Source organism: Achromobacter agilis (genome assembly GCF_900496965.1).
GTDB classification, from domain to species: Bacteria; Pseudomonadota; Gammaproteobacteria; order Burkholderiales; family Burkholderiaceae_B; genus Achromobacter; species Achromobacter agilis.
The window spans coordinates 266,775-292,807 of the sequence record NZ_UFQB01000002.1 but is presented as its reverse complement, the minus strand read 5'-3'; the positions used below and the strand labels follow the sequence as shown (position 1 = coordinate 292,807).

21 protein-coding genes are annotated in these 26,033 nt (G+C 67.5%); 9 read left to right on the top strand and 12 right to left on the bottom strand.

Annotated features, from left to right (window positions below; genetic code table 11):
- Positions 1-42: 42 nt before the first annotated feature.
- Entirely contained in the window at positions 43-957 is a 915-nt protein-coding gene (locus tag AGI3411_RS03530; protein WP_129526029.1) for a LysR family transcriptional regulator, read from the top strand.
- Positions 958-1,065: 108 nt separating this feature from the next.
- On the opposite strand, the gene rpsT is transcribed toward AGI3411_RS03530, so the two are convergent.
- From rpsT to AGI3411_RS03480, 10 genes are all read right to left on the bottom strand, one after another.
- Positions 1,066-1,329, bottom strand: coding sequence for a 30S ribosomal protein S20 (gene rpsT / locus AGI3411_RS03525; protein WP_129526028.1), 264 nt, complete (start codon positions 1,327-1,329; stop codon positions 1,066-1,068).
- A gap of 279 nt (positions 1,330-1,608) precedes the next feature.
- Positions 1,609-2,574, bottom strand: coding sequence for a FecR domain-containing protein (locus tag AGI3411_RS03520; protein WP_129526027.1), 966 nt, complete (start codon positions 2,572-2,574; stop codon positions 1,609-1,611).
- 193 nt (positions 2,575-2,767) lie between these two features.
- On the bottom strand, positions 2,768-4,327 hold the full coding sequence (gene murJ, locus AGI3411_RS03515) for a murein biosynthesis integral membrane protein MurJ (protein WP_129526026.1): 1,560 nt from the start codon (positions 4,325-4,327) through the stop codon (positions 2,768-2,770).
- A 492-nt stretch (positions 4,328-4,819) separates the two neighbouring features.
- On the bottom strand, positions 4,820-5,578 hold the full coding sequence (locus AGI3411_RS03510) for a 3-hydroxyacyl-CoA dehydrogenase (RefSeq protein WP_129526025.1): 759 nt from the start codon (positions 5,576-5,578) through the stop codon (positions 4,820-4,822).
- 206 nt (positions 5,579-5,784) lie between these two features.
- Positions 5,785-6,441 carry an adenylate kinase gene (adk, locus tag AGI3411_RS03505; RefSeq protein ID WP_129526024.1) on the bottom strand — a complete coding sequence of 219 codons (657 nt, stop codon included), beginning with the start codon at positions 6,439-6,441 and terminating at the stop codon, positions 5,785-5,787.
- Positions 6,442-6,532: 91 nt separating this feature from the next.
- Complete coding sequence (gene kdsB / locus AGI3411_RS03500; protein ID WP_129526023.1) at positions 6,533-7,297, bottom strand: 3-deoxy-manno-octulosonate cytidylyltransferase; 765 nt, start codon at positions 7,295-7,297, stop codon at positions 6,533-6,535.
- Between the two features lie 11 nt (positions 7,298-7,308).
- On the bottom strand, positions 7,309-7,494 hold the full coding sequence (locus AGI3411_RS03495; RefSeq protein WP_043542160.1) for a Trm112 family protein: 186 nt from the start codon (positions 7,492-7,494) through the stop codon (positions 7,309-7,311).
- A 71-nt stretch (positions 7,495-7,565) separates the two neighbouring features.
- Complete coding sequence (gene lpxK, locus AGI3411_RS03490; RefSeq protein WP_129526022.1) at positions 7,566-8,624, bottom strand: tetraacyldisaccharide 4'-kinase; 1,059 nt, start codon at positions 8,622-8,624, stop codon at positions 7,566-7,568.
- Positions 8,621-9,034 carry an ExbD/TolR family protein gene (locus AGI3411_RS03485; RefSeq protein ID WP_129526021.1) on the bottom strand — a complete coding sequence of 138 codons (414 nt, stop codon included), beginning with the start codon at positions 9,032-9,034 and terminating at the stop codon, positions 8,621-8,623. The genes lpxK and AGI3411_RS03485 overlap by 4 nt, the downstream gene beginning before the upstream one ends.
- Positions 9,031-9,657 carry a MotA/TolQ/ExbB proton channel family protein gene (locus AGI3411_RS03480; RefSeq protein ID WP_129526020.1) on the bottom strand — a complete coding sequence of 209 codons (627 nt, stop codon included), beginning with the start codon at positions 9,655-9,657 and terminating at the stop codon, positions 9,031-9,033. The genes AGI3411_RS03485 and AGI3411_RS03480 overlap by 4 nt, the downstream gene beginning before the upstream one ends.
- A gap of 351 nt (positions 9,658-10,008) precedes the next feature.
- On the opposite strand from AGI3411_RS03480, the gene xseA reads away from it, so the two are divergent.
- From xseA to pcaF, 5 genes are all read left to right on the top strand, one after another.
- Positions 10,009-11,376, top strand: a complete 1,368-nt coding sequence (gene xseA, locus AGI3411_RS03475; protein WP_129526019.1) for an exodeoxyribonuclease VII large subunit — start codon at positions 10,009-10,011, stop codon at positions 11,374-11,376.
- A 141-nt stretch (positions 11,377-11,517) separates the two neighbouring features.
- The gene (sodB, locus tag AGI3411_RS03470) at positions 11,518-12,096 is read left to right on the top strand and encodes a superoxide dismutase [Fe] (RefSeq protein ID WP_043542151.1); all 579 of its coding nucleotides are present in this window, start codon (positions 11,518-11,520) and stop codon (positions 12,094-12,096) included.
- Positions 12,097-12,372: 276 nt separating this feature from the next.
- Positions 12,373-14,055, top strand: coding sequence for a methyl-accepting chemotaxis protein (locus AGI3411_RS03465; protein ID WP_129526018.1), 1,683 nt, complete (start codon positions 12,373-12,375; stop codon positions 14,053-14,055).
- Positions 14,056-14,128: 73 nt separating this feature from the next.
- Positions 14,129-15,523: a chloride channel protein gene (locus AGI3411_RS03460; RefSeq protein ID WP_129526017.1), complete on the top strand. Its 1,395-nt coding sequence runs from the start codon at positions 14,129-14,131 to the stop codon at positions 15,521-15,523.
- Between the two features lie 156 nt (positions 15,524-15,679).
- A complete protein-coding gene (pcaF, locus tag AGI3411_RS03455) occupies positions 15,680-16,885 on the top strand; it encodes a 3-oxoadipyl-CoA thiolase (protein ID WP_129526016.1) in 1,206 nt (401 codons plus the stop codon).
- Between the two features lie 90 nt (positions 16,886-16,975).
- Here pcaF and AGI3411_RS03450 read toward each other — a convergent pair whose 3' ends face one another.
- Both AGI3411_RS03450 and AGI3411_RS03445 read right to left on the bottom strand, forming a co-directional pair.
- Entirely contained in the window at positions 16,976-17,488 is a 513-nt protein-coding gene (locus tag AGI3411_RS03450) for a DUF192 domain-containing protein (RefSeq protein ID WP_129526015.1), read from the bottom strand.
- 89 nt (positions 17,489-17,577) lie between these two features.
- Complete coding sequence (locus AGI3411_RS03445; protein WP_006220277.1) at positions 17,578-17,823, bottom strand: cold-shock protein; 246 nt, start codon at positions 17,821-17,823, stop codon at positions 17,578-17,580.
- A 226-nt stretch (positions 17,824-18,049) separates the two neighbouring features.
- Here AGI3411_RS03445 and clpS point away from each other — a divergent pair, with 226 nt between their 5' ends.
- The 3 genes from clpS (at position 18,050) to pbpC (ending at position 25,980) form a co-directional block, all read left to right on the top strand.
- Entirely contained in the window at positions 18,050-18,364 is a 315-nt protein-coding gene (gene clpS / locus AGI3411_RS03440) for an ATP-dependent Clp protease adapter ClpS (protein ID WP_006383989.1), read from the top strand.
- Positions 18,365-18,520: 156 nt separating this feature from the next.
- Positions 18,521-23,761 (top strand): alpha-2-macroglobulin family protein, encoded by a 5,241-nt coding sequence (locus AGI3411_RS03435; protein ID WP_129526014.1) that lies wholly within the window; start codon positions 18,521-18,523, stop codon positions 23,759-23,761.
- Positions 23,758-25,980 (top strand): penicillin-binding protein 1C, encoded by a 2,223-nt coding sequence (gene pbpC, locus AGI3411_RS03430; RefSeq protein WP_129526013.1) that lies wholly within the window; start codon positions 23,758-23,760, stop codon positions 25,978-25,980. The genes AGI3411_RS03435 and pbpC overlap by 4 nt, the downstream gene beginning before the upstream one ends.
- Positions 25,981-26,033 lie beyond the last annotated feature (53 nt).

Below are 26,033 nucleotides of genomic sequence, written 5' to 3'. Positions count from 1 at the left end.
TTAAAGTTCCACAATCGATTCATTTTTGATATGAGGTGATCGATGCTGACGCATCGGCATATCGAAGTCTTCCGGGCGGTGATGATCGCCGGCAGCGTCACCAAGGCGGCCGAGCTGCTGGGCTCGTCCCAGCCCACGGTAAGCCGTGAACTGGCGCGGATGGAGCAGGGCATCGGCTTTGCGCTGTTCGAGCGCGTGGGGGGGCGCTTGCGGCCCACCATGCCGGGCCTGGCGCTATTCGACGAGGTCCGCCAGTCCTATGCCGGCCTCGAGCGGGTGGCGTCCGCCGCGGCGCGCCTGCGGGCGTTCAAGGGCGGCCAGCTGTCGGTCATCGCCTTGCCCGCTTTTTCCCATGCGATCCTGCCCGACGCGTTCCGCCTGTTCCACGAGCGGCATGCCGGCGTGAGCCTGGCCGTCGAGACGCAGGAGTCGCCCTTCCTGGAGGAATGGCTGACGGCCCAGCGCTACGACCTGGGCCTGACCGAGCACGATGCGGCGCCGGCAGGCACGCGGGTGGAGCTGTTGCTGCAGGTGGACGAGGTATGCGCGCTGCCCGACGGCCACGCCTTGCTGGCGCGCCCGTTGATCGAGCTGTCGGACTTCGAGGGAGAGGCGTTCGTCAGCCTGTCTTCCAGCGACCCTTACCGGATCCAGATCGACGAGGCCTTTGCCGAGGCGGGCGTGTTGCGGCGGTCTATCGTCGAGACGCCTACCGCGGTATCCGTGTGCACCTTCGTGCGCCAGGGGCTGGGCCTGGCCATCGTGAACCCGCTGACCGCGCTGGATTTCGCCGGGCGGGGGTTGCACATCCGCCCCTTGGCGCGTTCGTTTCCGTTCCGGGTCAGCGTGGTGTTTCCGGAGCATCGGCCGGGCAACCCGCTGGTCGGCGCGTTCATGGCGTCGCTGCGCGAAGCCGCCGCGGCTGTCGAGCGGCGCCTGGCGTCCAGCCGGGATTGAACCGGCGAGGGCGCCTGAGGGGCCGGGCAACAAAAAAGGATGCCCGTGGGCATCCTTTTCTATTTGCCGTATTCGTGACGCCCCGAAAAACCGGGGCGGCAGAATGGCTTAGGCCAGCGCCTTGATGGCGGCAGCCAGGCGGCTCTTGTGGCGAGCGGCCTTGTTCTTGTGGATGATGTTCTTGTCGGCCACGCGATCGATCACGCTCGAGGCCTTCTGGAACACTTCGCCTGCCGTAGCCTTGTCGCCAGCGGCAATGGATTGGCGAACGCGCTTGATGGCGGTGCGCAGCATCGAGCGCAGGCTGGAATTGTGCTTGTTGCGCTCAACGGATTGGCGAGCGCGCTTGCGGGCTTGGGCGGTATTGGCCATGTTGCTATATAAGTTGAATTCGGCAAAGTCGAACATTGTAGCAAGTCCCTACGGGATTGCAAGCTTTTAATGTCAAGTCTACCGATGGAGCGCCCGTCAACCGGGCGGGGGGCGCTAGGAGAAAAGTTCCTGGGCTGGAGAACCCTTGCGGACGATCCTCGAAAAGCCTGGAGGGAAATCCGGCCTGGAGAAGAACCCGCGGCGCCTACTGGATAAAAACACCGTGATGAGTATACAACGAAGCGGGTCCGGCGGCACGGCCCGTACGCGGGGGCGTTGTCAGGTGGCGACGTTGATCGAGACGAACCAGGGCGTGAAGCGGCGCACGTGGATCGGCATCATGTTCCGGAGTGTGTCCAGGGCGGCGTCGGTATCGTCGAGCGGGAAATGGCCGGAGACGGGAAGGCCGCCGGCCGCCATGGAGACGCGCAGGGTGCCGCTGCGGTAGGGCCGCAGGGCGGCGATGACCTCGGCCAGCGGGCGGCCCCGGGCTTCGACCCAGCCGGCTTCCCAGGCCGCCTCGGCCATGAGCTCGGCGCGGGGTGTATCCATGCGGGAGGCGTCGAAGCGGGCGCCGGTGCCGGCACGGACAGTGCCGTGGGCGCCGGACATGGTTTCGACCTCGACTTCGTGTTCATGCACCACCACGACCGTGCGCTGGGCCTGCTGCCGCACCATGTAGCGCGTGCCCAGCGCCCGGACCGTGCCTTCGGCCGTCTGGACGAGGAAGGGGCGGCGCGCGTCGGGGGCGACGGAAACGGTGACGGCGCCATCCAGCAGGCGGACCTGCCGGTAGGCGGGCGTGAAGTCGAGATTGACGCGGCTGCGGGCATCCAGCAGCAACTGGCTACCGTCGGACAGGACGTAGCGGCGGCGTTCGCCCGTGGCGGTGGCAGCGTCCGCCGCAACGTTGCTCAAGGGGTAGAACGCATTGCCCACGTAGGCTGCGCAGGCACCGGTACCGGCGAGCGCCAGCGCGCCGGCCAGGAAACGGCGGCGAGGAGGCGCGATGGCCTGGGGCGGAGCAGGCTGCGGCTGGGCGGCGGCGCCGGCGGTGGCGTACCCGGCGGGGTATGCGTCGCCAAGCCGGCCGAACGTCGACCCTTCCAATGAGCCCGTCAATTGTTGCCAGGCATTTTCATGGGCAGGATCTGCCGCGCGCCAGGCCAGGAAGTCGTTGTAGTCCTGCGCCGTTGCCTTGCCGGAGCGCAACAGCAGCAGCCAATTGATGACTTGGTCCGCCATGGGTTGTCCTTGGGCGTACTTCACTTCATGTCCCCGCATATGTTCCCGGGGGGGATCCTTTCGATGGTAACTTGTAAATAATAAAGGTTTTTTACCAAAGATTACCGGGTTATTGTCAATTCTTGACGGATCTAGTGCAAAAAAGCGAGAACTAGACCAGATTTTCGAGGGAATCCAGCCAGAATTGCCAAATTCAACGCGCGGGGCGTCGCCCAAAATCCCGAGGACGGAAACCAAAGAGTAACAACATGCCGAAGTAGACCGCCCCGCTGGCGGCCAGCACGCCGGCCAGCCAGGCCACGCGCAGCCCGGCATGGGCCTGCAGCGCGATCCAGTCGATGCGCCCGTCCGTGTACCAGAGCAGCGCGGCCAGCGCGGCCAGCGCGGGCAGCAGGCGCAAGGCGAATACCGCCCAGCCCGGGCCGGGCTGGTAGACGCCGCGGCGAAGCAGCCCAATAAGCAGGGCCAGCGCATTCAGGCAGGCGCCCAGGCCGATGGCCAGCGCCAGGCCGGCATGCGCCATCAAGGGCACCAACACCACATTCAGCAGCTGCGTCACGATCAGCACGCCGATGGCGATCTTCACGGGCGTGCGGATGTCCTGCTTGGCGTAGAAGCCGGGAGCCAGGATCTTCACCGCCAGCAGCCCGATCAGCCCCGCCGAGTAGGAAATGACCGCCAGGCGGGTCTGGGCGACGTCCTGGGCGCCGAAGGCGCCGTAGTGGAAAAGGGTGGCGACCAGGCCGTCGGACAGCAGCGCCATGCCGACCGCGGCGGGCAGGCCCAGTAGCAGCACCAGGCGCAGGCCCCAGTCCAGCAGCGCGCTGTAGCCGCCGTGGTCGTCGCGCGCATGGGCCGCCGACAGGCTGGGCAGCAGCACGGTGCCCAGCGCGACGCCCAGCAGGGCGGTGGGGAATTCCATCAGGCGGTCGGCGAAGGACAGCCAGGTCACGCTGCCCGGCGTGAGCCAGGTGGCGATGTTGGTGTTGATCAGCAGGGACAGCTGTGCCACGGAGACGCCCAGGGTGGCGGGCGCCATTTGCTTGAGGATACGCTGCACCGTCGGATCGCTGCGGGCCTCGCGGAACCGCAGCGAGAGGCGCGGGGTCAGGCCGAGGCGCGCCAGGGCGGCCCACTGCACCGCCAGTTGTGCCACGCCGCCGATCATCACGCCGATGGCCAGCGCGTAGATGGGCACATCCATGCGCGGCGCCAGCCAGAGGCAGGCCCCGATCATGGAAAGGTTGAGCAGCACTGGCGTGAAGGCGGGCACGGCGAAGCGGCGCCAGGTATTGAGCACGCCGGAGGCGAAGGCCACCAGGGACATGCAGAAGATGTAGGGGAACATCATCCGCGTCATCCAGACCGCCGCGCCGAATTCGGTGTCGCGGTCCGCGCCGCGCAGGCCGCTGGCCATCGCGGACACCACCCAGGGCGCCGCCACGATGCCGATCAGCGTGATCAGCATCAGCGCCGCGGTCAGCAGCAGGGCGACGCGGTCGAGCAGCGTACGGACTTCTTCGGGGGAACGGTTGTTGCGCGCCGCGCCCAGGATAGGCACGAATGCCTGTGCGAAAGCGCCCTCGGCGAACAGCCGGCGCAGCAGGTTGGGAATGCGGAAAGCGACCCAGAACGCGTCGGTGATGGGGCCGGCGCCGAAGGCACGGGCCACCAGGATGTCGCGGACCAGGCCGGAAATGCGGGACAGCAGCGTGAAACTGCTGACCGTGGCCGCCGAACGGAACAGGCTCATGGGAAGGCTATGTAATGAAAATGGGGCCGACTGGCCCCGCAATGCAGGATATTCGCCCGAAAGGCGCCGCGCCCGCAAGAATGTCCGATACCCAAATGTTGTCTGGACGGCGGCAGCAACAGTCGCCGCCCCATAGGAGGCAGCAGGCGCGCGTAGAGCGCGCGTTGGGGGAGGCGACTGTTTTGCGGTTCATCGCAAAAATAGCCGCGCCGCCGCCGGGCCACCCCAAGGCGGCGCAGCCCCTCGGGCGCAGCAAGCGAGCGGTGCGTGAAGGTCAACTGTTTTGACACTCGCCGCAAGAATAGCCGCGCCGCCGCCGGGCTGCCCCAAGGCGGCGCTGCCCCTCGGGCGCAGCAAGCGAGCGGTGCGTGAAGGTCAACTGTTTTGACACTCGCCGCAAAAATAGCCGCGCCGCCGCCGGGCCGCCCCAAGGCGGCGCAGCCCCCTCGGGGGGCAGCAAGCACACGAAGTGTGCGCGGCGTGGGGGCCCAATCACTTCGGCGGCATGCGGATGGCGCCGTCCAGGCGGATGGTTTCGCCGTTCAGCATATCGTTCGTGATGATGCTGTGGACCAGTTTGGCGTAGTCTTCCGGGCGGCCGAGGCGGGCGGGGAAGGGGATGCTCGCGGCCAGGGAATCCTGCACTTCCTGCGGCATGCCGAAGATCATGGGCGTGCCGAAGATGCCCGGGGCGATGGTCATGCAGCGGATGCCGGTCTTGGCCAGGTCGCGCGCGATCGGCAGGGTCATGCCGGCCACGCCCGCCTTGGAAGCGGCATAGGCCGCCTGGCCGATCTGGCCGTCGAAGGCGGCGACGGAAGCCGTGTTGATCATCACGCCGCGCTCGCCGGTGGATTCCGGCGTGTTGGCGCTCATGGCTTCGGCGGCCAGGCGCATCATGTTGAAGCTGCCGATCAGGTTGATCGACACGACCTTCTGGAAGAGGTCCAGCGGGTGCGCGCCGTTCTTGCCGACGATCTTGGCGGCGGGAGCCACGCCGGCGCAGTTCACCAGGCCGAAGAGGGCGCCCAGTTCCTTGGCCGCGGCGACGGCGTTCTTGCCGTCGGCTTCCTGCGTGACGTCGCAATGCACGTAGCGCTGGCCCAGTTCCTTGGCCAAGGCTTCGCCCGGCTCGTCCTGGACGTCGGCGATGACGACCTTGGCGCCATTCTGCACCAGCATGCGCACGGTGCCAGCGCCCAGTCCGGACGCGCCACCCGTAACAATGAATACCTTGTTCGCGATTTCCATGTCTCTACCACCAGATCAATTCAAGGGATGAAAGCGGCGCGGCAGGCGCCGAATGTCACAAGGGGACTGTCCACACTGAAAGGAGCTTTGCGTGATCGCCCGGATGGGCTCCTTTCAGTGTGGACAGTCCCCGGGGCCCTTGGGCCGGGACCGGAACGCGTCGCGTCCGGCCGGCGCCATGGGCCTTGAAGCCATCGAAGCGCCGATCAGCTCTTGACGGCTTCGAACAGGCGCGACTTGATTTCTTCGACGGCGCCGACGCCCGAAATCTTGCGGTACTTCGGTGCGCCGGCGGCATCCTGCTGCGCCCAGACCGAGTAGTAGTCGACCAGGGGACGGGTCTGCTCGCGGTACACGGACAGGCGGTTGCGCACGGTTTCCTCGCGGTCGTCGTCGCGCTGGATCAGTTCTTCGCCGGTGACGTCGTCGCGGCCTTCCACCTTGGGCGGATTGAAGCGCACGTGGTAGCTGCGGCCGCTGGGCTGGTGCACGCGGCGTCCGCTCATGCGTTCGATGATGTCTTCTTCGGGGACTTCGATTTCCACCACGTAGTCCAGCTTGACGCCGGCGCTCTTGAGCGCGTCGGCTTGCGGGATGGTGCGGGGGAAGCCGTCGAACAGGTAGCCATTGGCACAGTCGCCCTGCTTCAAGCGGTCTTGCACGAGGCCGATGATGATCTCGTCGGAGACCAGGCCGCCGGCGTCCATGACCTTCTTGGCTTCAATACCCAACGGCGTGCCCGCCTTCACCGCCGCGCGAAGCATGTCGCCGGTGGAGATCTGGGGAATGCCGAAGTGCTGGGTGAGAAACGCGGCCTGGGTGCCTTTGCCGGCGCCGGGGGGTCCGAGCAAGATAAGACGCATGAGTGCTCCTGAAGGGGTTTATTTTTTGTGATCCGGGGAATTATGCCGCAATGCAGCAGCCGATGCGGCGCCACGCTATAGGAAATAACCCTTATGTCTGTCTGGCGTAGACCTGCCGGACGCGTTCGAGATCCGCCGGGGTATCTACGCCTGCGGCGGGAGGGTGGGACGCCCGATGGACGACGATGACGTGCCCGTGTTCCATGGCGCGCAGCTGTTCCAGCGACTCGAAACGCTCCAGCGCGCCCTGGGGCAGCGTGGGGTAGCGGCGCAGGAACGAGACGCGGTAGGCGTACAGGCCGATGTGGTGCCAGGCGGGCAGGCCTTCGGCCAGCACGCGTTCGCCGGAGGCCAGGGCATCGCGGGCCCACGGGATGGGGGCGCGCGAAAAGTACAGGGCGCGGTCGTCCGCGGCGCAGACCAGCTTTACGACGCTGGGGTTGAACAGCGCTTCGGCGTCGGCCAGGGGGCAGGCGCAGGTGGCGATGTCCGCTTCCGGGCAGGCCTGGAGCTTGGCGGCGACGGCGTCGATGAGTTCGGGTTCGATCAGCGGCTCGTCGCCCTGGACGTTCACCACAATGGCGTCGTCGGGCAGGCCGAGCTGGTCCACGGCCTCGGCCAGCCGGTCGGTGCCGGTGGGGTGGTCGCCGCGGGTCATCAGCGCCTGCAGACCATGGGCCTGTGCGGCGTGCTGGACGCGGGTGTCGTCAGTGGCGACGTAGACCCGCGCGGCGCCGGACAGCGCGGCGCGCTCGGCCGTGCGCACTACCATGGGCTTGCCGGCGATGTCGGCCAGCGGCTTGTCGGGCAACCGGGTCGAGGCGGTGCGCGCCGGAATCAGGGCGATGAAGCTCATGCGGCGGCGGTTCAGTGGGAGGCGGGGGCGGCGTCGTCGAGCGCGCGGGCTTCCGATTCCAGCATGACGGGGATGCCGTCGCGCACGGGGAAGGCCAGGCGGTCGGCGCGGCAAACCAGTTCGGCTTGCTGCCGGTCGTGTTCGAGGCGGCCCTTGCAAAGGGGGCAGACGAGGATGTCGAGAAGGCGGGATTCCATGTCTGGAATTCTAAAACAGTTTGCCTCTGGCCGGACCGGCCCCGGGGCTGGCCTTCGGCACGCGGGCCTTCCTAGGCGGCGGGCTTCCTGTTCCCCGGGGGCTGCGGCAGCGCCTGCGCCAGCCAATCGAACAGTTCCGGGTCGGAAAAACCGGCCCGCACGGGCACTTCCCAGAGGCGCGCGTCGCCCAGGGCGCCGCATTTGATGGCGTCCTTGGACGTGATCAGTATGGCGTCGGCCGCGAGCGTCCGGAAGGGCGATTCGGCGTAGTCGTGATGGTCCGGCAGCGCCAGCGTGGTTTCCGGCGCGATGCCGGCGGCGCGCAGCGTGGCGAAGAAACGTTCGGGATTGCCGATGCCGGCCGCCGCCGCGATGCGGGGCTGCCCCGCGAAAGACGCCAGGGGGCGCGTGCCCCCGCTCTCGATCTGCCGCGCCTCGCCCGGCTCCAGCCACATGCGCACCTGGCGCGGGCGGCCGCTGGCGCCCGCGGCCGGCGGGGGGGCGCCGGGTACGCTGGTATTCGTTACCACGGCATCCACTTCGCGCAGCCGGCTGGCCGGCTCGCGCAAGGGGCCGGCCGGCAGCAGGCGGCCGTTACCGACGCCGCGCTCGTCCTGCACCACGATTTCGATGTCGCGGGCCAGCGCCAGATGCTGCAGGCCGTCGTCCGACACGATGACATCGACGTCGGGGTGCGCTTGCAGCAGGGCCTGGGCGGCCAGGGCGCGCTTGGGATGGACCGACACCGGGGCGCCGGTGGCGCGCGCGATCAAGGCGGGCTCATCGCCGTAGCGGCTGGCTTCCAGTGCGCCGGTCCCGACACGGGCATGCGGGCCGACCTTGACGCCATAGCCGCGGCTGACGACCCCAGGGGTGTAGCCGCGGGCGCGCAGGCCTTCCACGGCGGCGATGACCATGGGGGTCTTGCCGGTGCCGCCGACGTAGACGTTGCCGATCACTACCACGGGAACGGGGGCGCGATAGGCGGGGCGGGCGCCATCCCGGTAGCGCTCGCGCTTGCGCGCCACCGCCCAGGCGGTGAGCCCGGACAGCGGGAGCAACAGGGTGGACAGCCAGCCGCCGTGCTGCCATTGGCGCGCCAGCAGCGTCGAAGCGCGCTTTGCGGTCACCGGGCGGTCTGCGCGGCGAAATTGACGCGGCCGATGCCGGCCAGCCGGGCGGCTTCCATGACGTTGATCACGGACTGGTGAGTGGCCTGGGCGTCGGCGTTGATGACGACGAGCGGCTCTGTCTTGCCGGCCGCGGCCTGGCGCAAGGCGTCGGCGATTTCGGGCGGCGAGGAGACGTCGATGAGCGTGCCGTTGAGCGCATACCGCCCATCCTGGCTGATGGCCACTTCCAGGGCGGGCGGGGTGTCCTGCTCCATCGAGGCCTGGGGCAGGGTCACCTTCAGCTGGGTGAAGCGCGCGAACGAGGTGGTCGCGGCAAGGAAGATCAGGATGACCAGCAGGACGTCGATGAGCGGGATCAGATTGATGTCCAGTTCATCGCGGTCGCCCCGGGAGCCGCGGAAATTCATGAACGGCCCTCGCGGGAGGCGGCGGCGTGCGGCGACACGGCGCGGGCCAGTCGCGACGCGGCCTGCTCCATCGCGCTGAGGTAGCCGTCCACGCGGCCGCGCAGATAGCGGTGCGCGATCATGGCGGGAATGGCGATGAGGATGCCGAAGCCGGTGTTGTACAGCGCGATCGAGATGCCGCGCGCCAGTTGGGCGGGGTCGCCGCCGCCGGGCGTGTAGGAACCGAAGATTTCGATCATGCCGACCACCGTGCCGAACAGGCCCATCAGGGGCGCGATGACGGCGATGGTGCCGATGGCGGAAATGTAGCGGCTAAGGTCGTGGGCGACGGCGCGGCCGGCGTCTTCGACCACGTTGCGCAGTTCTTCGCGCGGCAGGTGGCGGTGGCGCATTACCTCGGCCAGCACGCGGCCCAGCGGCGAATTGCGTTCGAGCCGGTTGATCGCTTCGGGGGTGTCCTGGCGGTTGCGCAGCATTTCCGCAACCTGTTCGTTCAGGCCACGCGGCATGACCAGCCCGCGGCGCAGGGAGAGGAAGCGCTCGAAGATCAGCGCCAAGCCCAGGACCGATGTCGCCAGCAGGGGCCAGATAGGCCAGCCGGCCTCGCGCAAGATGGAAAGCAAAGCGTTCAACTCCCGGGGAGCGCCGCGCGCGGGACAGTGCGCGCCAGCATCTGATCAAGCCGAAACTGTAACGGGGCGGCCGTAGCGTGGCAAGTCGGAACGACCCCGAAGCTATCCACAGATCTTGTGGATAATTCTGTGTAAAACTTCGCCGGAAGGCTTGTGGGCACAGGGCTGGCACTTGATTGCTTCAATTTCGAGCAGCCTGTTTTTCATAAAAAACGCATATAAATCAACGTTTTGCTTTGAATTTGCTGGCTATCGGGCCGATTGCGGCAAACAAGCGGGGACGCGGTATCATTGCGGCCCGCTACGCGTGCCCTGTGGACAGGTTATGCATCGGAAAGCCTCATGACAATTGAATTTGCAGTCACAAACAACGCATTTGCGCGGGATATCCTGACAGTTGCCCAGCTGAACCAAGCCGTGGGGCAGTTGTTGGAGCGCAGCATCCCGGCGCTATGGGTGCGAGGGGAGATTTCCAACTTCACGGCCGCGGCTTCCGGGCATTGGTACTTCACGCTCAAGGACAGCCGGGCTTCCGTGCGCGCGGTCATGTTCAGGAGCCGCGCCAGCGCGGTGGGGTTCATGCCCAGGGCGGGAGACCAGGTCGAGATCCGCGCCCGGGTGTCTCTGTACGAGCCTCGCGGCGACTACCAGCTGCAGGCCGACGCCATGCGCCGCGCCGGGGTCGGCAATCTGTATGAAGCGTTCCTGCGGCTGAAGGAGCAGCTGGCCTCCGAGGGCCTCTTCGACCCGGCCCGCAAGCGCGAGCCCGTGAGGCTGCCGCGGGCGATCGGCGTTATCACCTCCCTGCATGCGGCGGCGCTGCGGGACGTGCTGTCGGCTTTGGCCCGGCGCGCCCCGCAGGTGCCCGTGATCATCTACCCGGCGCCGGTCCAGGGGGCGGACGCGGCCGGACGGCTGGCGGCGCAGTTGCGGCTGGCCAACGAACGCGCCGAAGTGGATACCCTGCTGCTGGTGCGGGGCGGAGGCAGCATCGAGGATCTCTGGAGCTTCAACGACGAAGGCCTGGCCCGCCTGGTGGCCGTAAGCGACATTCCGGTCATCAGCGGGGTCGGGCACGAAACGGACTTCACGATCTGCGATTTCGTGGCCGACGTGCGCGCGCCCACGCCAACGGCGGCCGCCGAACTGGCTTGCGTGCCGCGCGCCGAGCTGCTGGGCCGCGTCACGCACGCCGCGCAGGCGATGGCGCGGGGGCAGCAGCGCCGCCTCGAACGCGCCGCCCAAAGGCTGGACCGCGCCGCCGCGCAGCTCGTGTCCCCGGCCCAGCGGCTGGAGCACCAGCGCGAACGGCTCAATAGCCTGCGTTTCCGTCTGGCTTCCGCGTGGGCGGGGCCGCAGGGCCGCCGAACGGCCCGGGTCAACCTGCTGACCCAGCGGCTGGCGCACCGTGCGCCGGACACGGGCCGGGCCGCCGACCGCCTGAACGGCGCCCTGCGCCAACTGGGCCAGGCGCATGCGCGGCTGCTGGCGCAGCGCCGCGACAGGCTCGCGGCCGCGACGGCGCAGCTGCGCGCACTGGATCCCGGCAACACGCTGGCGCGCGGTTACGCGATCGCGCGCGACGGCGAAGGTCGCATCGTGCGCGACGCGGCGGCGCTGGCGGCGGGGCAGGCGCTGGACCTCAGCTTTGCGCAAGGCGGCGCCCAGGTCGAAGTCACGCAGACGCGAAGCACGCGCGACGCTTCCTGATCCATTCGCGGGCTTGCGCCGGCGTGGTGCAAGCGCATGTGTTCGTTAACCCCGCGCCGGCGCGGGGTTAACGCGGTATCCTCATGAGTTGCCGATACAATTGACCGGCTTGATCGTGCACTCAACAGAAGGAACTTTCACATGGCACATACTCTTCCCCCCCTGCCTTACGAACTGGACGCGCTGGCGCCGCACATCTCCAAGGAAACGCTGGAGTTCCACTACGGCAAGCATCATCAGACCTACGTCACGAACCTGAACAACCTGATCCCGGGCACGGAATTCGAATCGCTGTCGCTGGAAGACATCGTGAAGAAGTCCTCGGGCGGCATTTTCAACAACGCTGCCCAGATCTGGAACCACACGTTCTACTGGAACAGCCTGGCCCCCAAGGCGGGCGGCGCGCCCACTGGCAAGCTGGCTGACGCCATCAACGCCAAGTGGGGCAGCTTCGACGCTTTCAAGGAAGCGTTCAACAAGTCGGCCGCCGGCAACTTCGGTTCGGGCTGGACCTGGCTGGTCAAGAAGGCCGACGGCTCGGTCGACATCGTCAACACCAGCAACGCCGCCACCCCGCTGACCACGGCCGACAAGCCGCTGCTCACCTGTGATGTCTGGGAACACGCCTACTACATCGACTACCGCAACGCCCGTCCCAAGTACCTGGAAAACTTCTGGGCGCTGGTGAACTGGGAATTCGCGGCCAAGAACTTCGCCTGAGCCTCGCCGCCAGGCTGACGGGCCGGCCCGCGCCGCGCCCACAAAAAACCCCTCGTTTGAACGAGGGGTTTTTTTTCGGGCCCGCCGCAAGGCTATTCAATTTTCTTTGTCGATTGTCGAGTTCATTTTGGCGAAATAACGCGCACACATCCTTTTGTTTAGGGTTATCCCTAGGAAACCCAGCCGCTATCGTTGCCCCCGGTCTACGACTGAACCACGGGGCCCACGACCGCGGCACGCCCGCCATAAACCGGGGTAACTACAGGGAAGGGAAGCATGTTGCGGTATTTTTCGGGAATGCGCATCGGCGCACGCCTGTCGGGCGCGTTTTTGCTGGTTGCGGTGGTCGGCGGCGCGATCGGGGCCTTCGGGGTTTGGGGCCTTGCGCGCATGGATGCAATGAATGACCGGCTTTACGATACCGAACTGCGCGGCATCTCGGACATCAAGGAGGCCAATATCCACCTGATCTACGCGGGCCGCGCGCGCAACGCGTACCTGGCCGTCGCGACCGAGCAGGAGCGCCAGGCCTTGCGCAAGCAGTTCGACGACGCTGTCACGAACATGGATGCGCTGCGCGAAAAGGCCGCCGCCAATTTCTATTCAGACGACAACAAGCGCGTGCTGGCGCAATTCGTGGAGACCGAGAAGGCCTGGAAGAGCGAGTCGGCGGCATTTTTCGCCGCAGCCCAATCGCAGCCGCTGACTCAGGCCGATCCGCGCCTGGCGGAGGTCGAGGCGCGCGTGATCGGGGCCTCGCAGAAGCTGGACGACCTGATGACGACGCTGGCGCAGGGCAAGGAAAGCGCCGCCGCGCAGACCGTGAAGGCGGGTTCGGACCTGTACGGCACGGTTCGCGCCGTGATGATCGCCCTGGCGGTTGCGGGCGTGGCGGTCGGCCTGCTGCTGGGCTGGCTGGTGACGCGCGGCATCGTGCGCCCGCTGGACCAGGCCGTGAAGGCGGCGCGCCAGGTGGCGGCCGGCGATCTCACGACCGACATCCAGGTCGCCACGCGCGATGAAACCGGCGAACTGATGAGCGCGCTCAAGGCCATGAACGAAAGCCTGGCCCGCATCGTGAAGGACGTGCGCGACGGGTGCGAAAGCATCGCCTCGGCGTCCTCGCAGATCGCGCAGGGCAATGCCGACCTGTCGCAGCGCACCGAAGAGCAGGCTTCCTCGCTGGAGGAGACCGCCGCGTCGATGGAAGAACTGACCAGCACCGTGCAGCAGAACGCCAACAATGCCGGCGAAGCGGACCGGCTGGTCAACCTGGCCTCCAGCGTGGCCATCCGGGGCGGAGAGGTGGTCGACGGCGTGGTCCAGACGATGAGCGCCATTTCCGACAGCTCGCGCCGCATCGCCGACATCACGGGCGTGATCGATGGCATCGCCTTCCAGACCAACATCCTGGCGCTCAACGCTGCGGTCGAGGCCGCGCGGGCCGGCGAGCAGGGGCGTGGTTTCGCGGTGGTGGCGGGCGAAGTGCGCACGCTGGCGCAGCGCTCGGCGGTGGCTGCCAAGGAAATCAAGGCCCTGATCGATGAATCCGCGGCACGCGTCGAAGGCGGCACGCGCCAGGTCGACGAAGCCGGCCGCACGATGCGCGAGGTGGTGGACAGCGTGAGCCAGGTCGCGGCATTGGTGCGTGAAATCGCCAGCGCCTCGGAGGAACAGTCCTCGGGCATCGGCCAGGTCAACCAGGCCGTGGCGCAGATGGACACCGTTACCCAGCAGAATGCGGCGCTGGTGGAAGAAGCGGCCGCGGCCGCGGCCAGCATGCAGGAGCAGGCCGGCCGCCTGGCGCAGGAAGTGCGCCGCTTCAAGGTCGAGGCGGGGGGCTCGGCGCGCGACGCGCAGATCCGGCTGGCGCAGGCCGTGCCCGCGGCGCGCAAGCCGGCGTTGGCGCCGGCCCAGCCGGCCCGGCAGTCCGCCGGCGAGGACTGGCCCACGTTCTGACCCATTGGGCGTGCAGCAATGGTAAGGTGGGCGGCTTCCCACCCCCCCCACCTCCCCCCAGCCCGCTACGCCCATGAACCTGCCCGAATCCTTGCGCCGGATATTGGCCGCCCCGCGCCGGTGGGCGCACCGCAAAGTGCGCCAGATCAACCGCCTGTCGCGCAAGAGCGTGCAGATGGGCTTGCTGCTGGGCGGCGCCGGCCTGGTGGCGCTGATGTCGCTGGGTTTCGCGTACCTGGCCGACAAGGCGCTGGAATGGAACCGCGCCTGGGTGGCATACAACGGCTGGCTCGCCGTGGTGGTGCTGCCGCTGGCCCTGGCCGGGTTGCGCTGGCTGACGCTGCGCTATGCGCCCAATGCCTCGGGCAGCGGCATTCCCCAAGTCATCGGCGCCTTGTCGCTGCCGCCGGGTCCCAGCCAGACCAGCCTGGTGCCGCTGGGGCAGACGCTCTGGAAAATTCCCCTGGCGTTTTTCGGCATGCTGGCGGGCGCCTCGATCGGCCGCGAGGGGCCTTCGGTGCAGGTCGGCGCAGCGCTTATGCTGGCCTGGGGCGATTTCTGGAAGCGGCGCGGCGTGCAGCTGCGCGGATTCCATTCCAACGAACTGATCGCCGCCGGCGCGGCGGGCGGTCTGGCCGCCGCCTTCAATGCCCCGCTGGCGGGCGTCATCTTTGCCATCGAGGAACTGGGGCGCGGCACCGTGCTGCGCTGGCAGCGGCTGGTGCTGATCGGCGTGCTGGCCTCCGGCTTCCTGGTCGTGGCCGTGGTGGGAAACAACCCGTATTTCGGCGTCTTTGGCGGCGCGCCGCTGGCCCACGGCATGGTGACGTGGGTGGTCATCTGCGCGGCGCTCAACGGCGCGCTGGGCGGCATTTTCGCGAACCTGCTGGGCAAAGGCGTGACGGGCAGCGCGCCGCGCGCCTGGCGCGCCTGGATACGCGCGCATCCGATCTGGGTGGCTTTCATCATGGGCCTGCTCCTCGCGGCGATCGGCCTGAGCACGGCGGGCAGCGTCTACGGCACGGGATACGGCGTGGCGGCGGACCTGCTGTCGGGCCACGATACCGCGCCGGCGAGTTTCGGCCTGGCCAAACTGGCGGCCACCGTCGCTTCCTATTGGGCGGGCATACCGGGCGGCATCTTCACGCCGGCCCTGACCACCGGCGCGGGCATCGGCCACCATATCTGGCAACTCGCGGGGGAGGGCGTGGACCACCGCGTGCTGGTGCTGATCTCGATGGCCGCCTTCCTGGCCGCCGCTACCCAGGCGCCGTTGACCGCCAGCGTGGTGGTGATGGAAATGACGGGCAGCCAGCCCATGCTGTTTTGGATGCTGGTGGCGTCCCTGCTGGCGTCGGGCGTATCGCGCCAGTTCTGCCCGCAGCCGTTCTATCACCTGGCCGCGGGGCGTTTCCGCCGGCAGGCGATCGTTGACGCGGGGCGCGCGGCCCGGCCGCCCGCGCCCTGAGCGGCGCCTGGCGCCGCGTCCGCGCGGCGGCACTGAAGTGAACATCCATTGGACACTGTCCGTGCTGCGGACATCCTCTTGATGCGCCAGTATGGTGCGCGAGGCCTGCGTTAAGATCGGCCGATCCGGTTTTTTCTCACTTACTTCGAGCTTCCCATGACCGTGCATGCTTATATCTGTGATGCGATCCGCACCCCCTTCGGCCGCTACGGCGGCGCGCTGGCTCCCGTGCGCCCCGACGATCTTGCAGCCGTAGCCATCAAGGCCCTCGTGGCGCGCAATCCCGGCGTGCGCTGGGAAGAGCTCGACGACGCCATCATGGGTTGCGCGAACCAGGCGGGCGAAGACAACCGCAACGTGGCCCGCATGGCGACGCTGCTGGCCGGCCTGCCGATCGAAGTGCCCGGCGCCACCCTCAACCGCCTGTGCGGCTCGGGCCTGGACGCCATCGGCACCGCCGCCCGCGCCATCCGCGCCGGCGAAGCCGGCCTGATGCTGGCCGGCGGCGTGGAAAGCATGAGCCGCGCGCCGTTTGTCATGGGCAAGGCCGACAGCGCGTTCTCGCGCAGCGCCGCCATCTACGACACCACGATCGGCTGGCGCTTCGTCAACAAGTTGATGAAGGCGCAGTACGGCGTGGATTCGATGCCCGAGACGGCCGAGAACGTCGCCGACGACTTCAAGATCAACCGCGAAGACCAGGACCTGTTCGCGCTGGCCAGCCAGCAGAAGACCGCGCGCGCGCAGAAGGAAGGCTTCTTCGACGCCGAGATCGTGCCGGTGTCGATTGCCCAGAAGAAGGGCGATCCCATCGTCGTCAGCAAGGACGAGCACCCGCGTGAAACCAGCCTGGAATCGCTGGCCAAGCTGAAGGGCGTGGTCCGCGAAGGCGGCACCGTCACAGCCGGCAACGCGTCGGGCGTGAACGACGGCGCCGCCGCGCTGCTGCTGGCCGACGAAAAGGCCGCCGCCCGCCATGGCCTGACCCCGCGCGCCCGTGTGGTCGGCATGGCCACGGCCGGCGTGGCCCCGCGCATCATGGGCATCGGCCCGGCGCCGGCCACGCTGAAGGTGCTGGCACAGACCGGCCTGACGCTGGACCAGATGGACGTGATCGAACTGAACGAGGCGTTCGCCGCTCAGGGCCTGGCCGTGCTGCGCCAGCTGGGCATTGCCGACAACGATCCGCGCGTGAACCCCAACGGCGGCGCGATCGCCCTGGGCCACCCGCTGGGCGCCAGCGGCGCCCGTCTGGCCACCACCGCGATCAACCAGCTGCACCGCACCGGCGGCCGCTACGCGCTGTGCACCATGTGCATCGGCGTGGGCCAGGGCATCGCTCTGATCATCGAACGCGTGTAAGCGCCGTTCGCCCGTTGCGCCGCCGATTCGGGGGCGGAAACGAAAAGGGAGCCTCAGGGCTCCCTTTTTGTTGCGGGACCGCGACGCGCGTCAGGGCAGGCCGTCCAGCTTCTTGCCGGCCTTGATGCCGTGCTGGTCGAACCACCCCTGGACCATCTCGAGCGCATAGCGCACCGGTTTCTTGGCGCAATGGGGGTCTTCGGTCTGGGGCGCCATGTCTTCAATGTTGACGATCGTGCCGTCGTCGGCGATAAAGGCAATCGAGAGCGGCAGAATGGTGTTGCGCATCCAGAAGCACTGCACGTCCGGCTGCTCGAAGACGAACAGCATGCCGTCGTTGCCCGGCAGTTCGCGGCGGAACATGAGGCCGTTGCGGCGGGTTTCGTCCGAATCGGCGACTTCCGCGCGGATAATATGGATGCCGGCGGAAAGCTGAGTGGTGCGCAACTGGGGTTGCGGACCGGTTTGCTGGGCGGTCGCGGGTAGGGCTGCCGCTGTGGCTGCTGCTAGGAAAAACGCGGCCAGGGCCGGCCGGGCTGCCTTGAAGAACGATGATTCAAACAATGTACGACTGATGGAAAACAAAGCGGCGTTCTTGGACATGGGCCTGGCAGCGGAAGAAAATAACAAGGCGGGGCTCGAAAGCCCCGCCTGATAATGGCGCAACCTTGCTGTTGCGCTTTAAGGGTAACTCAGGCAGCAGTGATATTCAGCGCCTGTTTGCCCTTGGGCCCCTGAATAATCTCGAAGGCCACTTTCTGGCCTTCTTTCAGGGTTTTAAAACCATTCATTTGGATGGACGAAAAATGGGCGAACAAATCTTCACCGCCGTCGTCGGGCGTAATGAAGCCAAACCCCTTTGCATCGTTGAACCATTTGACGGTGCCCGTCGATTTGGGATTGTCCCCTTGGACGGCGGTTGCGGTCGTATCAGACATGCGGACTGCCTCATTGAATCGTATGTTGACAGAAGGGCATCGCGGCCTAGACCCCTGTCCCCCCTCCGGCTTCCTGGCAGATTTTCGATGAGTTGAAAACCCCAGAATGCGTGGATAATGCGCCGCTTTTCTTTGCGGCGTCAAGTATGGAAACTACGCATTTCTACGTGTAATTTTCCGTAAGTTACATGCTAGCCGTCCCCAGTTTAAATAGAATAGCGGCCCTATGAGTTCTACCTTGGATACCCAGCACGATTTGGCCGTCGAGAAGGCACCGGCTCGCGCCGCTCCGCCTCCGATGTATCAGGTCCTGCTGCTCAATGACGACTACACCCCGATGGAGTTCGTCGTGAAAGTACTGCAGAAGTTCTTCAATAAGAATCACGAAGAAGCAACGCGGATCATGCTGCAGGTGCATCACGAAGGGCGTGGCGTATGCGGGGTCTATCCCCGCGATCTGGCCGCCACGCGGATTGCGCAGGTGGCGCAATATGCGCGGGCGCGCCAGCATCCCCTGCAATGCGTGATGGAACCTGTCTGAAATCTGGAATCGAATACGCCGCCTGTCATGGCGGCGTTGTGCTGTTCAGATAATTTGAAAGCGGTGCCCGCGTACCGGAGAAGCGCGCGGGAGGGACGGTTGGCAGCCCCGCCGCAAAGGGGCTGCGCAATATATTAAGTAAGCGGGAGATGTGCCGTGAGTGGAAAGATCAGCAAGACCTGGCTGGCGACAGCCGGCGTCGTCGTATTGGCGGGCGCCGTTGGCCTGGGCTGGTGGATGGGGAAAGACCGCCAGGCGGCTCCCCCGGCGCCCGTCGCCGCATCCCAGCCGGCCGGCCCGGCCGCTTCGGCGGGCGCAGGCGGCAATGACGCCAAGCCGGCCTTGCCGGCCACCGCGGTCGTCGGCGCGGCGGATCCCTTCGCGGCGCTGACCTGCCAGCCGCGCCAGTACAACGACGCTCTGGCCCTTGCCGTGACGTTCACCCAGCCGGTGGATGCCAAGGCCGAGCTGAGCAGTTTCCTCCAGGTCACGGACACGGGCTCCACGTCCGGCGCGTCCGACCAGGACACCGAGTCGGCGGCCAATACCGGCGACCAGCCCGCTTCGGTCCGGCCAGGCGATTCCGCGCCCAAGGGCAAGATCCTCAAGGGCAATTGGGTGGTGGGCGACAACCCGCGCATCGTTTATTTCCCTTATGTGCAGCCGCAGCGCTCCTACGCCGTCACGATGCGCGCCGGGCTGCCCGGTGCGGGCGCTTCGGGCAAGCTGGCGCAAGTCGCGCATTGCGAAGTGACGACGCAGGCCATGCCGCCGTCGTTCTATTTCGCCAGCCGCGGCGTGGTGCTGCCGGCCGGCCAGAATGGCGGCCTGCCCGTGGCCACGGTGAACACGCCCGAGGTCGACGTGCAGTTCCTGCGCGTGTCGCCCGAGCGCGTGCCGGAGCTGTTCGAAACCGTGCTGGGCATCGGCCGCAATACCGGCTCGTCGTCTGACGAAGACGACGAGGGCGGCAGCGACTACGACGATGAATGGCGCTATTCCGACAACCGCAGCCTGAAGGGCTCGGTCAGCAACTGGGACCTGGACCGCCTGAACTCGCTCACGACCAGCGTGTACCAGGGCCGGTTCATTACCGATGACAAGCCCAACCGCCGGCACGTCACATTCCTGCCGGTCGAGGGAATCAAGGAACTGCAGGAGCCCGGCATCTATGTTGCCGTGATGAGCCAGCCCGGCCGTTTCCGTTATGAATACCAGGTGACGTATTTCTACGTCAGCGATATCGGCCTGCACGCACGCCGCTATACCGACCGTATCGAAGCCTATTCCGTTTCGCTCAAGAGCGGCACCGCGATCTCGGGGGCCGTGTTCGAGCTGGTGGACGGCGCCGGCAAGACGCTGGCCAAGGCGGCCGCCGACGGGCAGGGCCACGTCCGTTTCGACGGCAGCTTCGCCAACGCGCGCGTCATCCGCGCCTCGCGCGACAAGGAAATGACGGTCCTGGCCCTGGGCGAACCGGCGCTGGATCTGTCCGAATTCGACACGGGCGGGCACACGGCCCGCCCCAACAGCCTGTTCGTCTATGCCGGGCGCAACCTGTACCGCCCGGGCGAGACCTTCCATGTGTCCGTGCTGCCGCGCGACCTGGACGGCCGCATGCTGGCGCCGTCGCCGTTGACGGCCACGCTCAAGCGGCCGGACGGCCGCACGGTGCTGACCACGCTGTGGCAGCCCGGCAAGGACCTGCCGGGCTACATCGAGCGCACCGTCGATCTGCCGCTGGATGCGCAGACCGGCACGTGGCTCCTGGAGCTGCGCGTGGACCCGGCGGCGCGCGCGCCGGACGCCTCCTGGAAGTTCCAGGTCGAGGAATTCCTGCCTGAACGCATGAAGATGGCGCTGACCTCCACGCAGGAGGTGCTGAGCCCCGAGGAAACGCTGACGGTGGACGTGCAGGGCGACTACCTCTATGGCGCGCCCGCGGCCGGCAACCGGCTCCTGTCCAGCTTCCAGGTCAAACGCGACCGCTACGCGCTGCCCCAGCAATGGCCGGGCTTCATCTTCGGCGACGTGGCGGACGATACCCGCCGACATTTCGAAGAGCTGCCCGAAGCGGCGCTCGACGACAAGGGCCGCGGCCAGCTCGAGGTCGATCCTCGCACCGGCGGCACGCATTCGCCGATGAAGGTCCGGGTCTCGGCCAGCCTGCTGGAATCGGGCGGCCGCCCGGTGGTGCGTTCGATCGAGCGCAGCGTGTGGCCCGCCGACCGCCTGATCGCCGTGCGTCCGCAATTCGACAGCGACGTCGCCCGCGAGGGCGCGCCCGCCGCTTTCGAAGTGGTGCGCGTGGACGCCCAGGGCAAGCTTGCGCCGCTGGCGCAGGCGCAGGTGCGCCTGTTCCGCGAAGAGCGCCAGTACTACTGGCGCTTCGACGACCAGCGCGGCTGGAACAGCGGCTATACCGAAACCGAGGAATTGGTGGATTCGCGCGAGATCGCGCTGACCGACCGCGCCACGCTGACCGTGCCCGTGAAGTGGGGCCGCTACCGCCTCGAAATCGCGGATGCCGAAACCGGGGAAACGATGCGCTACCGCTTCTACGCGGGCTGGAACGCGCAGGACGCCGATGCCATGGGCAACCGCCCCGATCGCGTCCAGATGAAGCTGGAAGGCGTGCCGGCCAAGCCGGGCGACAGCGTCAAGCTGACCCTGACCCCGCCGCATGACGGCCAGGCGCTCATCACCGTCGAAGGCGACCGTATGCTGTGGTCCACCTGGGTGGCGGTGAAGGCCACGGGCACGCAGGTCGAGATCCCCGTCGACAAGACCTGGAAGCGGCACGACCTGTATATCGCCGCGGCGGTGTTCCGCCCCGGCAGCGAGGGCGACCGCGTGACGCCGGCGCGCGCGCTGGGCCTGACCTTCCTGCCGATCGCCAGCGCCGACCGCAAGCTGGAGGTCAAGCTCGAGGCCGCTCCCAAAACCGTGCCCGAGACCAAGACGACCGTGCGCGTCAAGGTGGACGGCGCCCAGGGCAAGCAGGCCATGGTGACCCTCTCGGCCGTGGACGTGGGCATCCTGAACATCAACCAGTACAAGACCCCCGATCCGCTGGACTTTTTCTTCGGCAAGCACCGCTACGCGCCCGAACTGCTGGACATGTACGGCAAGCTGATCGAGAAGATGGACGGCACCAAGGGCAAGCTGAAGTGGGGTGGCGACGCCGCCATGCGCGGCGACAGCAAGAGCCTGCCCAAGAAGGTCAAGCTGGTGGACCTGTTCTCCGGTCCCGTGAAGCTGAACGCGCAGGGCGAGGCGGATATCCCGCTGGACCTGCCCGATTTCAATGGCACGCTGCGCCTGATGGCGGTGGCCTTCACGCCCGACAACTACGGCAGCACCGACACCGAAATGGTGGTGGCGGCGCCGATCGTGGCCGAGCTGAACACCCCGCGTTTCATCACGCCGGGCGACCAGGCGGCGATTGCGCTGGACGTAACCAACCTGAGCGGCGCCGAGCAGAAGGTGACGGTCAAGCTGGAAGCGCTGGATCCGCTGGCCATCGTCGACGGCGTCAAGACCGTGACGCTCAAGGACAAGCAGCGCACCACGCTGCGCTTCAACGCCACCACCACCGGTTCGTACGGCCTGGGCCTGATGCGCCTGACCGTCGACGGGCAGGGCGGCGGCAAGCCCGTGCACATTGTGCGCGAGTCGGTGCTGCAGGTGCAGCCGGCCTACGCGGCCGAACGCCAGGTGCGGCGCCTGCGCCTGAACCCGGGCGAATCGAACGCGCCGCAGGCGTCGTGGGTGGCGTCCTACTATCCGGATTCCACGACCGTCAGCATGACCGTGTCGAACCGTCCGCCGTTCAATGTCAACCGCCTGGTCGAAGGCCTGCTCAACTATCCCTATGGATGCACCGAGCAGACCATCAGCGCGACCTTGCCGTGGGTGATGATCGACGAAGACGCGGCCAAGCAGTTCGGCCTGAAACCGCGCACGCAAGCCGAGCGCGCGGCCAAGGTGGCCGGCGCGATCGGCCGCCTGTCGGGCATGCGCAATGCGGTCGGCTCGTACAACCTGTGGAGCAGCTCGTCGTCCCGCGACGTGTGGCTGACGGCCTACGCCGTCGGCTTTATGCAGGACGCCCGCGACCAGGGCTTCGAGGTGCCGGAGGCGTCGCTGGACCGTTCGCGCCAATGGCTCCTGGAGCAGGTGCAGCAGAGCACGGGCGCCTTCGGCACGTGGTCCGCCAACCTGAAGCGCAATGTCGAGGCGGGCCGCATCAGCGGAGATGACGCCAACATCCTGCGGGAAGACCACCGCCGCTTCGCCGGCCTGGCCACCGCCGTGCTGGCGCTGGCGCGCGACAACAAGGCGCCGCTGTCCACCGTTCGCCAGCTGTACGACAACTACCAGGAGCGCGCGCGTTCGCCGCTGCCGCTGATCCAGTTGGCGGCTGCCTTCAAGCTCATGGGCGACGAAGGGCGTATGAAGGCCGCGCTCGACCAGGCCATGGCGCGCGAATACGGCATCAACGTGCGCCGTGCCGGCAACAATGCGTATTACTACGACGAGTGGCTTGGCGATTACGGCAGCGGCGTGCGCGACTATGCGCTCGCCTACGCGCTGGCCAACAAGTACGACCTGCGCCACGATCGCGTCGAAAACCTGCTGACGCAGCTGGCGGGCCGCCTGGGCAACCGTTCGTACCTGTCGACGCAGGAGCAGATGTCGCTCCTGCTGGCCGCGCGCGCGGTGAGCGGCAACAACAACGTTCCGTGGGAAGCCGCGCTGACGGTGAACGGCGCCCGGAAGGTGCTCGCCGGCGGCAAGAGCGACCAGACGGTGTCGCTGTCGGTGGCGGACCTGGCTGGCACGCAGCTGCAGAACTTGGGCAGCCAATCCCTGTTCGTCGAGTACGACATCCAGGGCAGCCCGACCTCGGCGCCCGCGCCGCGCAACGATGTCATCCAGCTCAAGCGCGGCTGGTACCGCCCCGACGGCCGTCCGTGGGATGGCGGCACGCTGCAGACCGGCGACATGCTGGTGGTGTGGGTGCAGGCCAGCTCCAACCAGAACATCCCTGACGGGCTGCTGGTGGACCGCGTGCCGGCCGGCTTCGAGGTCGAGAACCTGAACCTGTCGCAAAGCCCCGAGATGCAGGACTGGTCCATCGGCGGGCGCCGCGTGGCGGATGCCATGGCCGACTCCAACATCAAGCATCGCGAGTTCCGCGACGACCGTTACGTGGCCGCAGTGGCGCTGGGACGCGGCAAGGTGGATGTGTTCTACCTGGTGCGCGTCGTGACGCCGGGCCGCTATGCGGTGCCGTCGACGGTGGCAGAGGACATGTACCGGCCGGAAATCCGGGGCGTAGGCGAGCAATGGAGCACGGTAGAGATCCGCGACCGCGGCGCCAAGCGTCCTTGAACGCCGCCGTCACCCCAGCGGCGGGCGCCAGGCGCGCCCGCCGCTGGCGGCGGCGGGGAGTCTTCGCGGCCAGCGCGTTGTTTGCGCTGGCCGCGCTGTTATTCACGCTGGACCGCCTGTATCCCCTGCCGCCCGTGGATTCGGGGGGCGCGGCCGTGGTCGTCGCCGCCGACGGCACGCCCCTGCGCAACTACCCCAGCCGCGACGGCATCTGGCGCTACCCGGTCAAGCCGGATCAGGTGTCCGAGCGCTACCTGGAAACGCTGCTGACCTACGAAGACCGCTGGTTCTACTGGCACCCGGGCGTGAACCCGGTGGCGCTGGCCCGCGCCGGCTGGCAATGGGCCACGAACCGCCGCATCGTATCGGGCGGTTCCACTCTGACCATGCAGGTTGCGCGGCTGATCGATCCGGAACTGGCCGGCAAGCCGTCGCGCTCCCTGTCGGCCAAGCTGCGGCAAGCCTGGCGCGCCGTCCAGCTGGAGATGCACTACAGCAAGGACGAGATCCTGTCGCTGTACCTGACCCACGCGCCGATGGGCGGGATTGTGGAGGGCGTGGAAATGGGCTCGCGCCTGTGGCTGGGCAAGCCCGCGCGCGACCTGAGCCCGGCCGAGGCCGCGATGCTGACCGCGTTGCCGCAGGCGCCGTCCAGGCTGCGGCCCGATCGCCACCCCGAGGCCGCGCAGGCCGCGCGCGACAAGGTGCTGGACCGCATGGTCGAGCTGGGCCGGTGGACGCCGGCCGAAGTGGCGGACGCCAAGATCGAACGCGTGGTGGCGCCGCCGTTGCGGGCCCGCTGGCTGGCGCCGCTGGCCGCGCAGCGGCTGCTGCAGGAAGCCGGCGCGAAAGGTCCGGGCTCCCGGCGTCCCGGCGACCGGCCGGCCCTGGTGGCCTCTACCCTGGACGCGGACATGCAGGCCTCGGTGGAGCGGATGCTGCTGGACCGGGTGGACAGCCTGCCGCCCAAGGTGTCGATGGCCGTGCTGGTGATGGACAACGACACGCTCGAGGTGAAGGCATATGCTGGTTCCGCCGATTTTTCCGACGATACCCGTTATTCCCATGTGGATATGGTGCGCGGGGTGCGGTCGCCGGGGTCGACGCTCAAGCCCTTCCTGTATGCACAAGCCCTGGACGAGGGCCTGATCCATTCCGAAAGCCTGCTGGTCGACGCGCCGATGTCCTTCGGCGGCTATGCGCCGGGCAACTTCCAGGCGACGTTCTCGGGTCCGGTCAGCGTGGCCCAGGCGTTGCAGCGGTCGCTGAACGTGCCCGCGGTGGATCTGCTGGACCGGATCGGACCCAGCCGTTTCGCGTCGGTCATGCTGGCCGGCGGGGTACGGTTACGATTGCCTGCGGGCGCCCAGCCCAATTTGAGCTTGATTTTGGGCGGGGGTGGCACCACATTGGAAGAACTGGTGGGCGCTTACCGGGCTTTGGCCCGGGGCGGCATCGCCGGCCGGCCTCGCCTGAGGGCAGAGCAGCCGGTGGTGGAGTCCCGTATGATGAGCCCTGGGGCAGCCTGGATCGTCCGCGATATTCTCGAGGGCGGCGGCCACCCCGACCGGCCGTTCTACCAATCGGGCAGCCCAGCCCGGCAGCTTGCCTGGAAAACCGGGACGAGTTTCGGATTCCGGGACGCCTGGGCGGTCGGAGTGACCGACAGATGGACGATCGGCGTTTGGGTCGGCCGCCCCGACGGCACGCCCAATCCGGGATTCTTCGGGGCGAACGTCGCGGCGCCGCTGCTGCAGGACATCGTGGCGGCATTGCCGGAAGGCGCGCCGCAGTTCCGCACCCGGCCCGAAACGGTGCAGGCGGCCGTGACGTGCTGGCCGCTGGGCTACAAGCTGGGCAGCGTGCCGTCCGGCGCCTGTCCGGAGCAGCGCACGGCGTGGATCCTGAACGAGACCGCGCCGCCGTCGTTCGCGGGCTATGCCGATGCTTCGCAGGGGCCCTTGCGCCTGCAGGGCGTGGCGACGGGTTCGGTGTTGCGGCCCGTGCCCGGCGCGCGGCAGGTGGCGGTGGATGTAGAGGTGGAAGGAGCCGAAGGCGAAGTATGGTGGATGCTCGACGGGCGCGTGGTCAGCCATGGCGCGCCGGGTCATCCTTTCAAGTTAGTGCTGGCCGGAGACGGCCGGTATACGCTTACAGTCATGGATGCGCAAGGGCGCCACGACAGCGTGGTTTTTGAAATCGCTGGCGTTACGCCATGATCGGCATAGAATATGAATCGTGTATTTGACCGCTTCGATGCGTCACGGAGGAA

What these genes read in the sequence shown, in the direction of transcription:
- AGI3411_RS03530 (WP_129526029.1), top strand. Translation starts at nt 43, where the DNA reads ATGCTGACGCATCGGCATATCGAAGTCTTCCGGGCGGTGATGATCGCC.
- rpsT (WP_129526028.1), bottom strand. Translation starts at nt 1,329, where the DNA reads ATGGCCAATACCGCCCAAGCCCGCAAGCGCGCTCGCCAATCCGTTGAG.
- AGI3411_RS03520 (WP_129526027.1), bottom strand. Translation starts at nt 2,574, where the DNA reads ATGGCGGACCAAGTCATCAATTGGCTGCTGCTGTTGCGCTCCGGCAAG.
- murJ (WP_129526026.1), bottom strand. Translation starts at nt 4,327, where the DNA reads ATGAGCCTGTTCCGTTCGGCGGCCACGGTCAGCAGTTTCACGCTGCTG.
- AGI3411_RS03510 (WP_129526025.1), bottom strand. Translation starts at nt 5,578, where the DNA reads ATGGAAATCGCGAACAAGGTATTCATTGTTACGGGTGGCGCGTCCGGA.
- adk (WP_129526024.1), bottom strand. Translation starts at nt 6,441, where the DNA reads ATGCGTCTTATCTTGCTCGGACCCCCCGGCGCCGGCAAAGGCACCCAG.
- kdsB (WP_129526023.1), bottom strand. Translation starts at nt 7,297, where the DNA reads ATGAGCTTCATCGCCCTGATTCCGGCGCGCACCGCCTCGACCCGGTTG.
- AGI3411_RS03495 (WP_043542160.1), bottom strand. Translation starts at nt 7,494, where the DNA reads ATGGAATCCCGCCTTCTCGACATCCTCGTCTGCCCCCTTTGCAAGGGC.
- AGI3411_RS03485 (WP_129526021.1), bottom strand. Translation starts at nt 9,034, where the DNA reads ATGAATTTCCGCGGCTCCCGGGGCGACCGCGATGAACTGGACATCAAT.
- xseA (WP_129526019.1), top strand. Translation starts at nt 10,009, where the DNA reads ATGACAATTGAATTTGCAGTCACAAACAACGCATTTGCGCGGGATATC.
- sodB (WP_043542151.1), top strand. Translation starts at nt 11,518, where the DNA reads ATGGCACATACTCTTCCCCCCCTGCCTTACGAACTGGACGCGCTGGCG.
- AGI3411_RS03465 (WP_129526018.1), top strand. Translation starts at nt 12,373, where the DNA reads ATGTTGCGGTATTTTTCGGGAATGCGCATCGGCGCACGCCTGTCGGGC.
- AGI3411_RS03460 (WP_129526017.1), top strand. Translation starts at nt 14,129, where the DNA reads ATGAACCTGCCCGAATCCTTGCGCCGGATATTGGCCGCCCCGCGCCGG.
- pcaF (WP_129526016.1), top strand. Translation starts at nt 15,680, where the DNA reads ATGACCGTGCATGCTTATATCTGTGATGCGATCCGCACCCCCTTCGGC.
- AGI3411_RS03450 (WP_129526015.1), bottom strand. Translation starts at nt 17,488, where the DNA reads ATGTCCAAGAACGCCGCTTTGTTTTCCATCAGTCGTACATTGTTTGAA.
- AGI3411_RS03445 (WP_006220277.1), bottom strand. Translation starts at nt 17,823, where the DNA reads ATGTCTGATACGACCGCAACCGCCGTCCAAGGGGACAATCCCAAATCG.
- clpS (WP_006383989.1), top strand. Translation starts at nt 18,050, where the DNA reads ATGAGTTCTACCTTGGATACCCAGCACGATTTGGCCGTCGAGAAGGCA.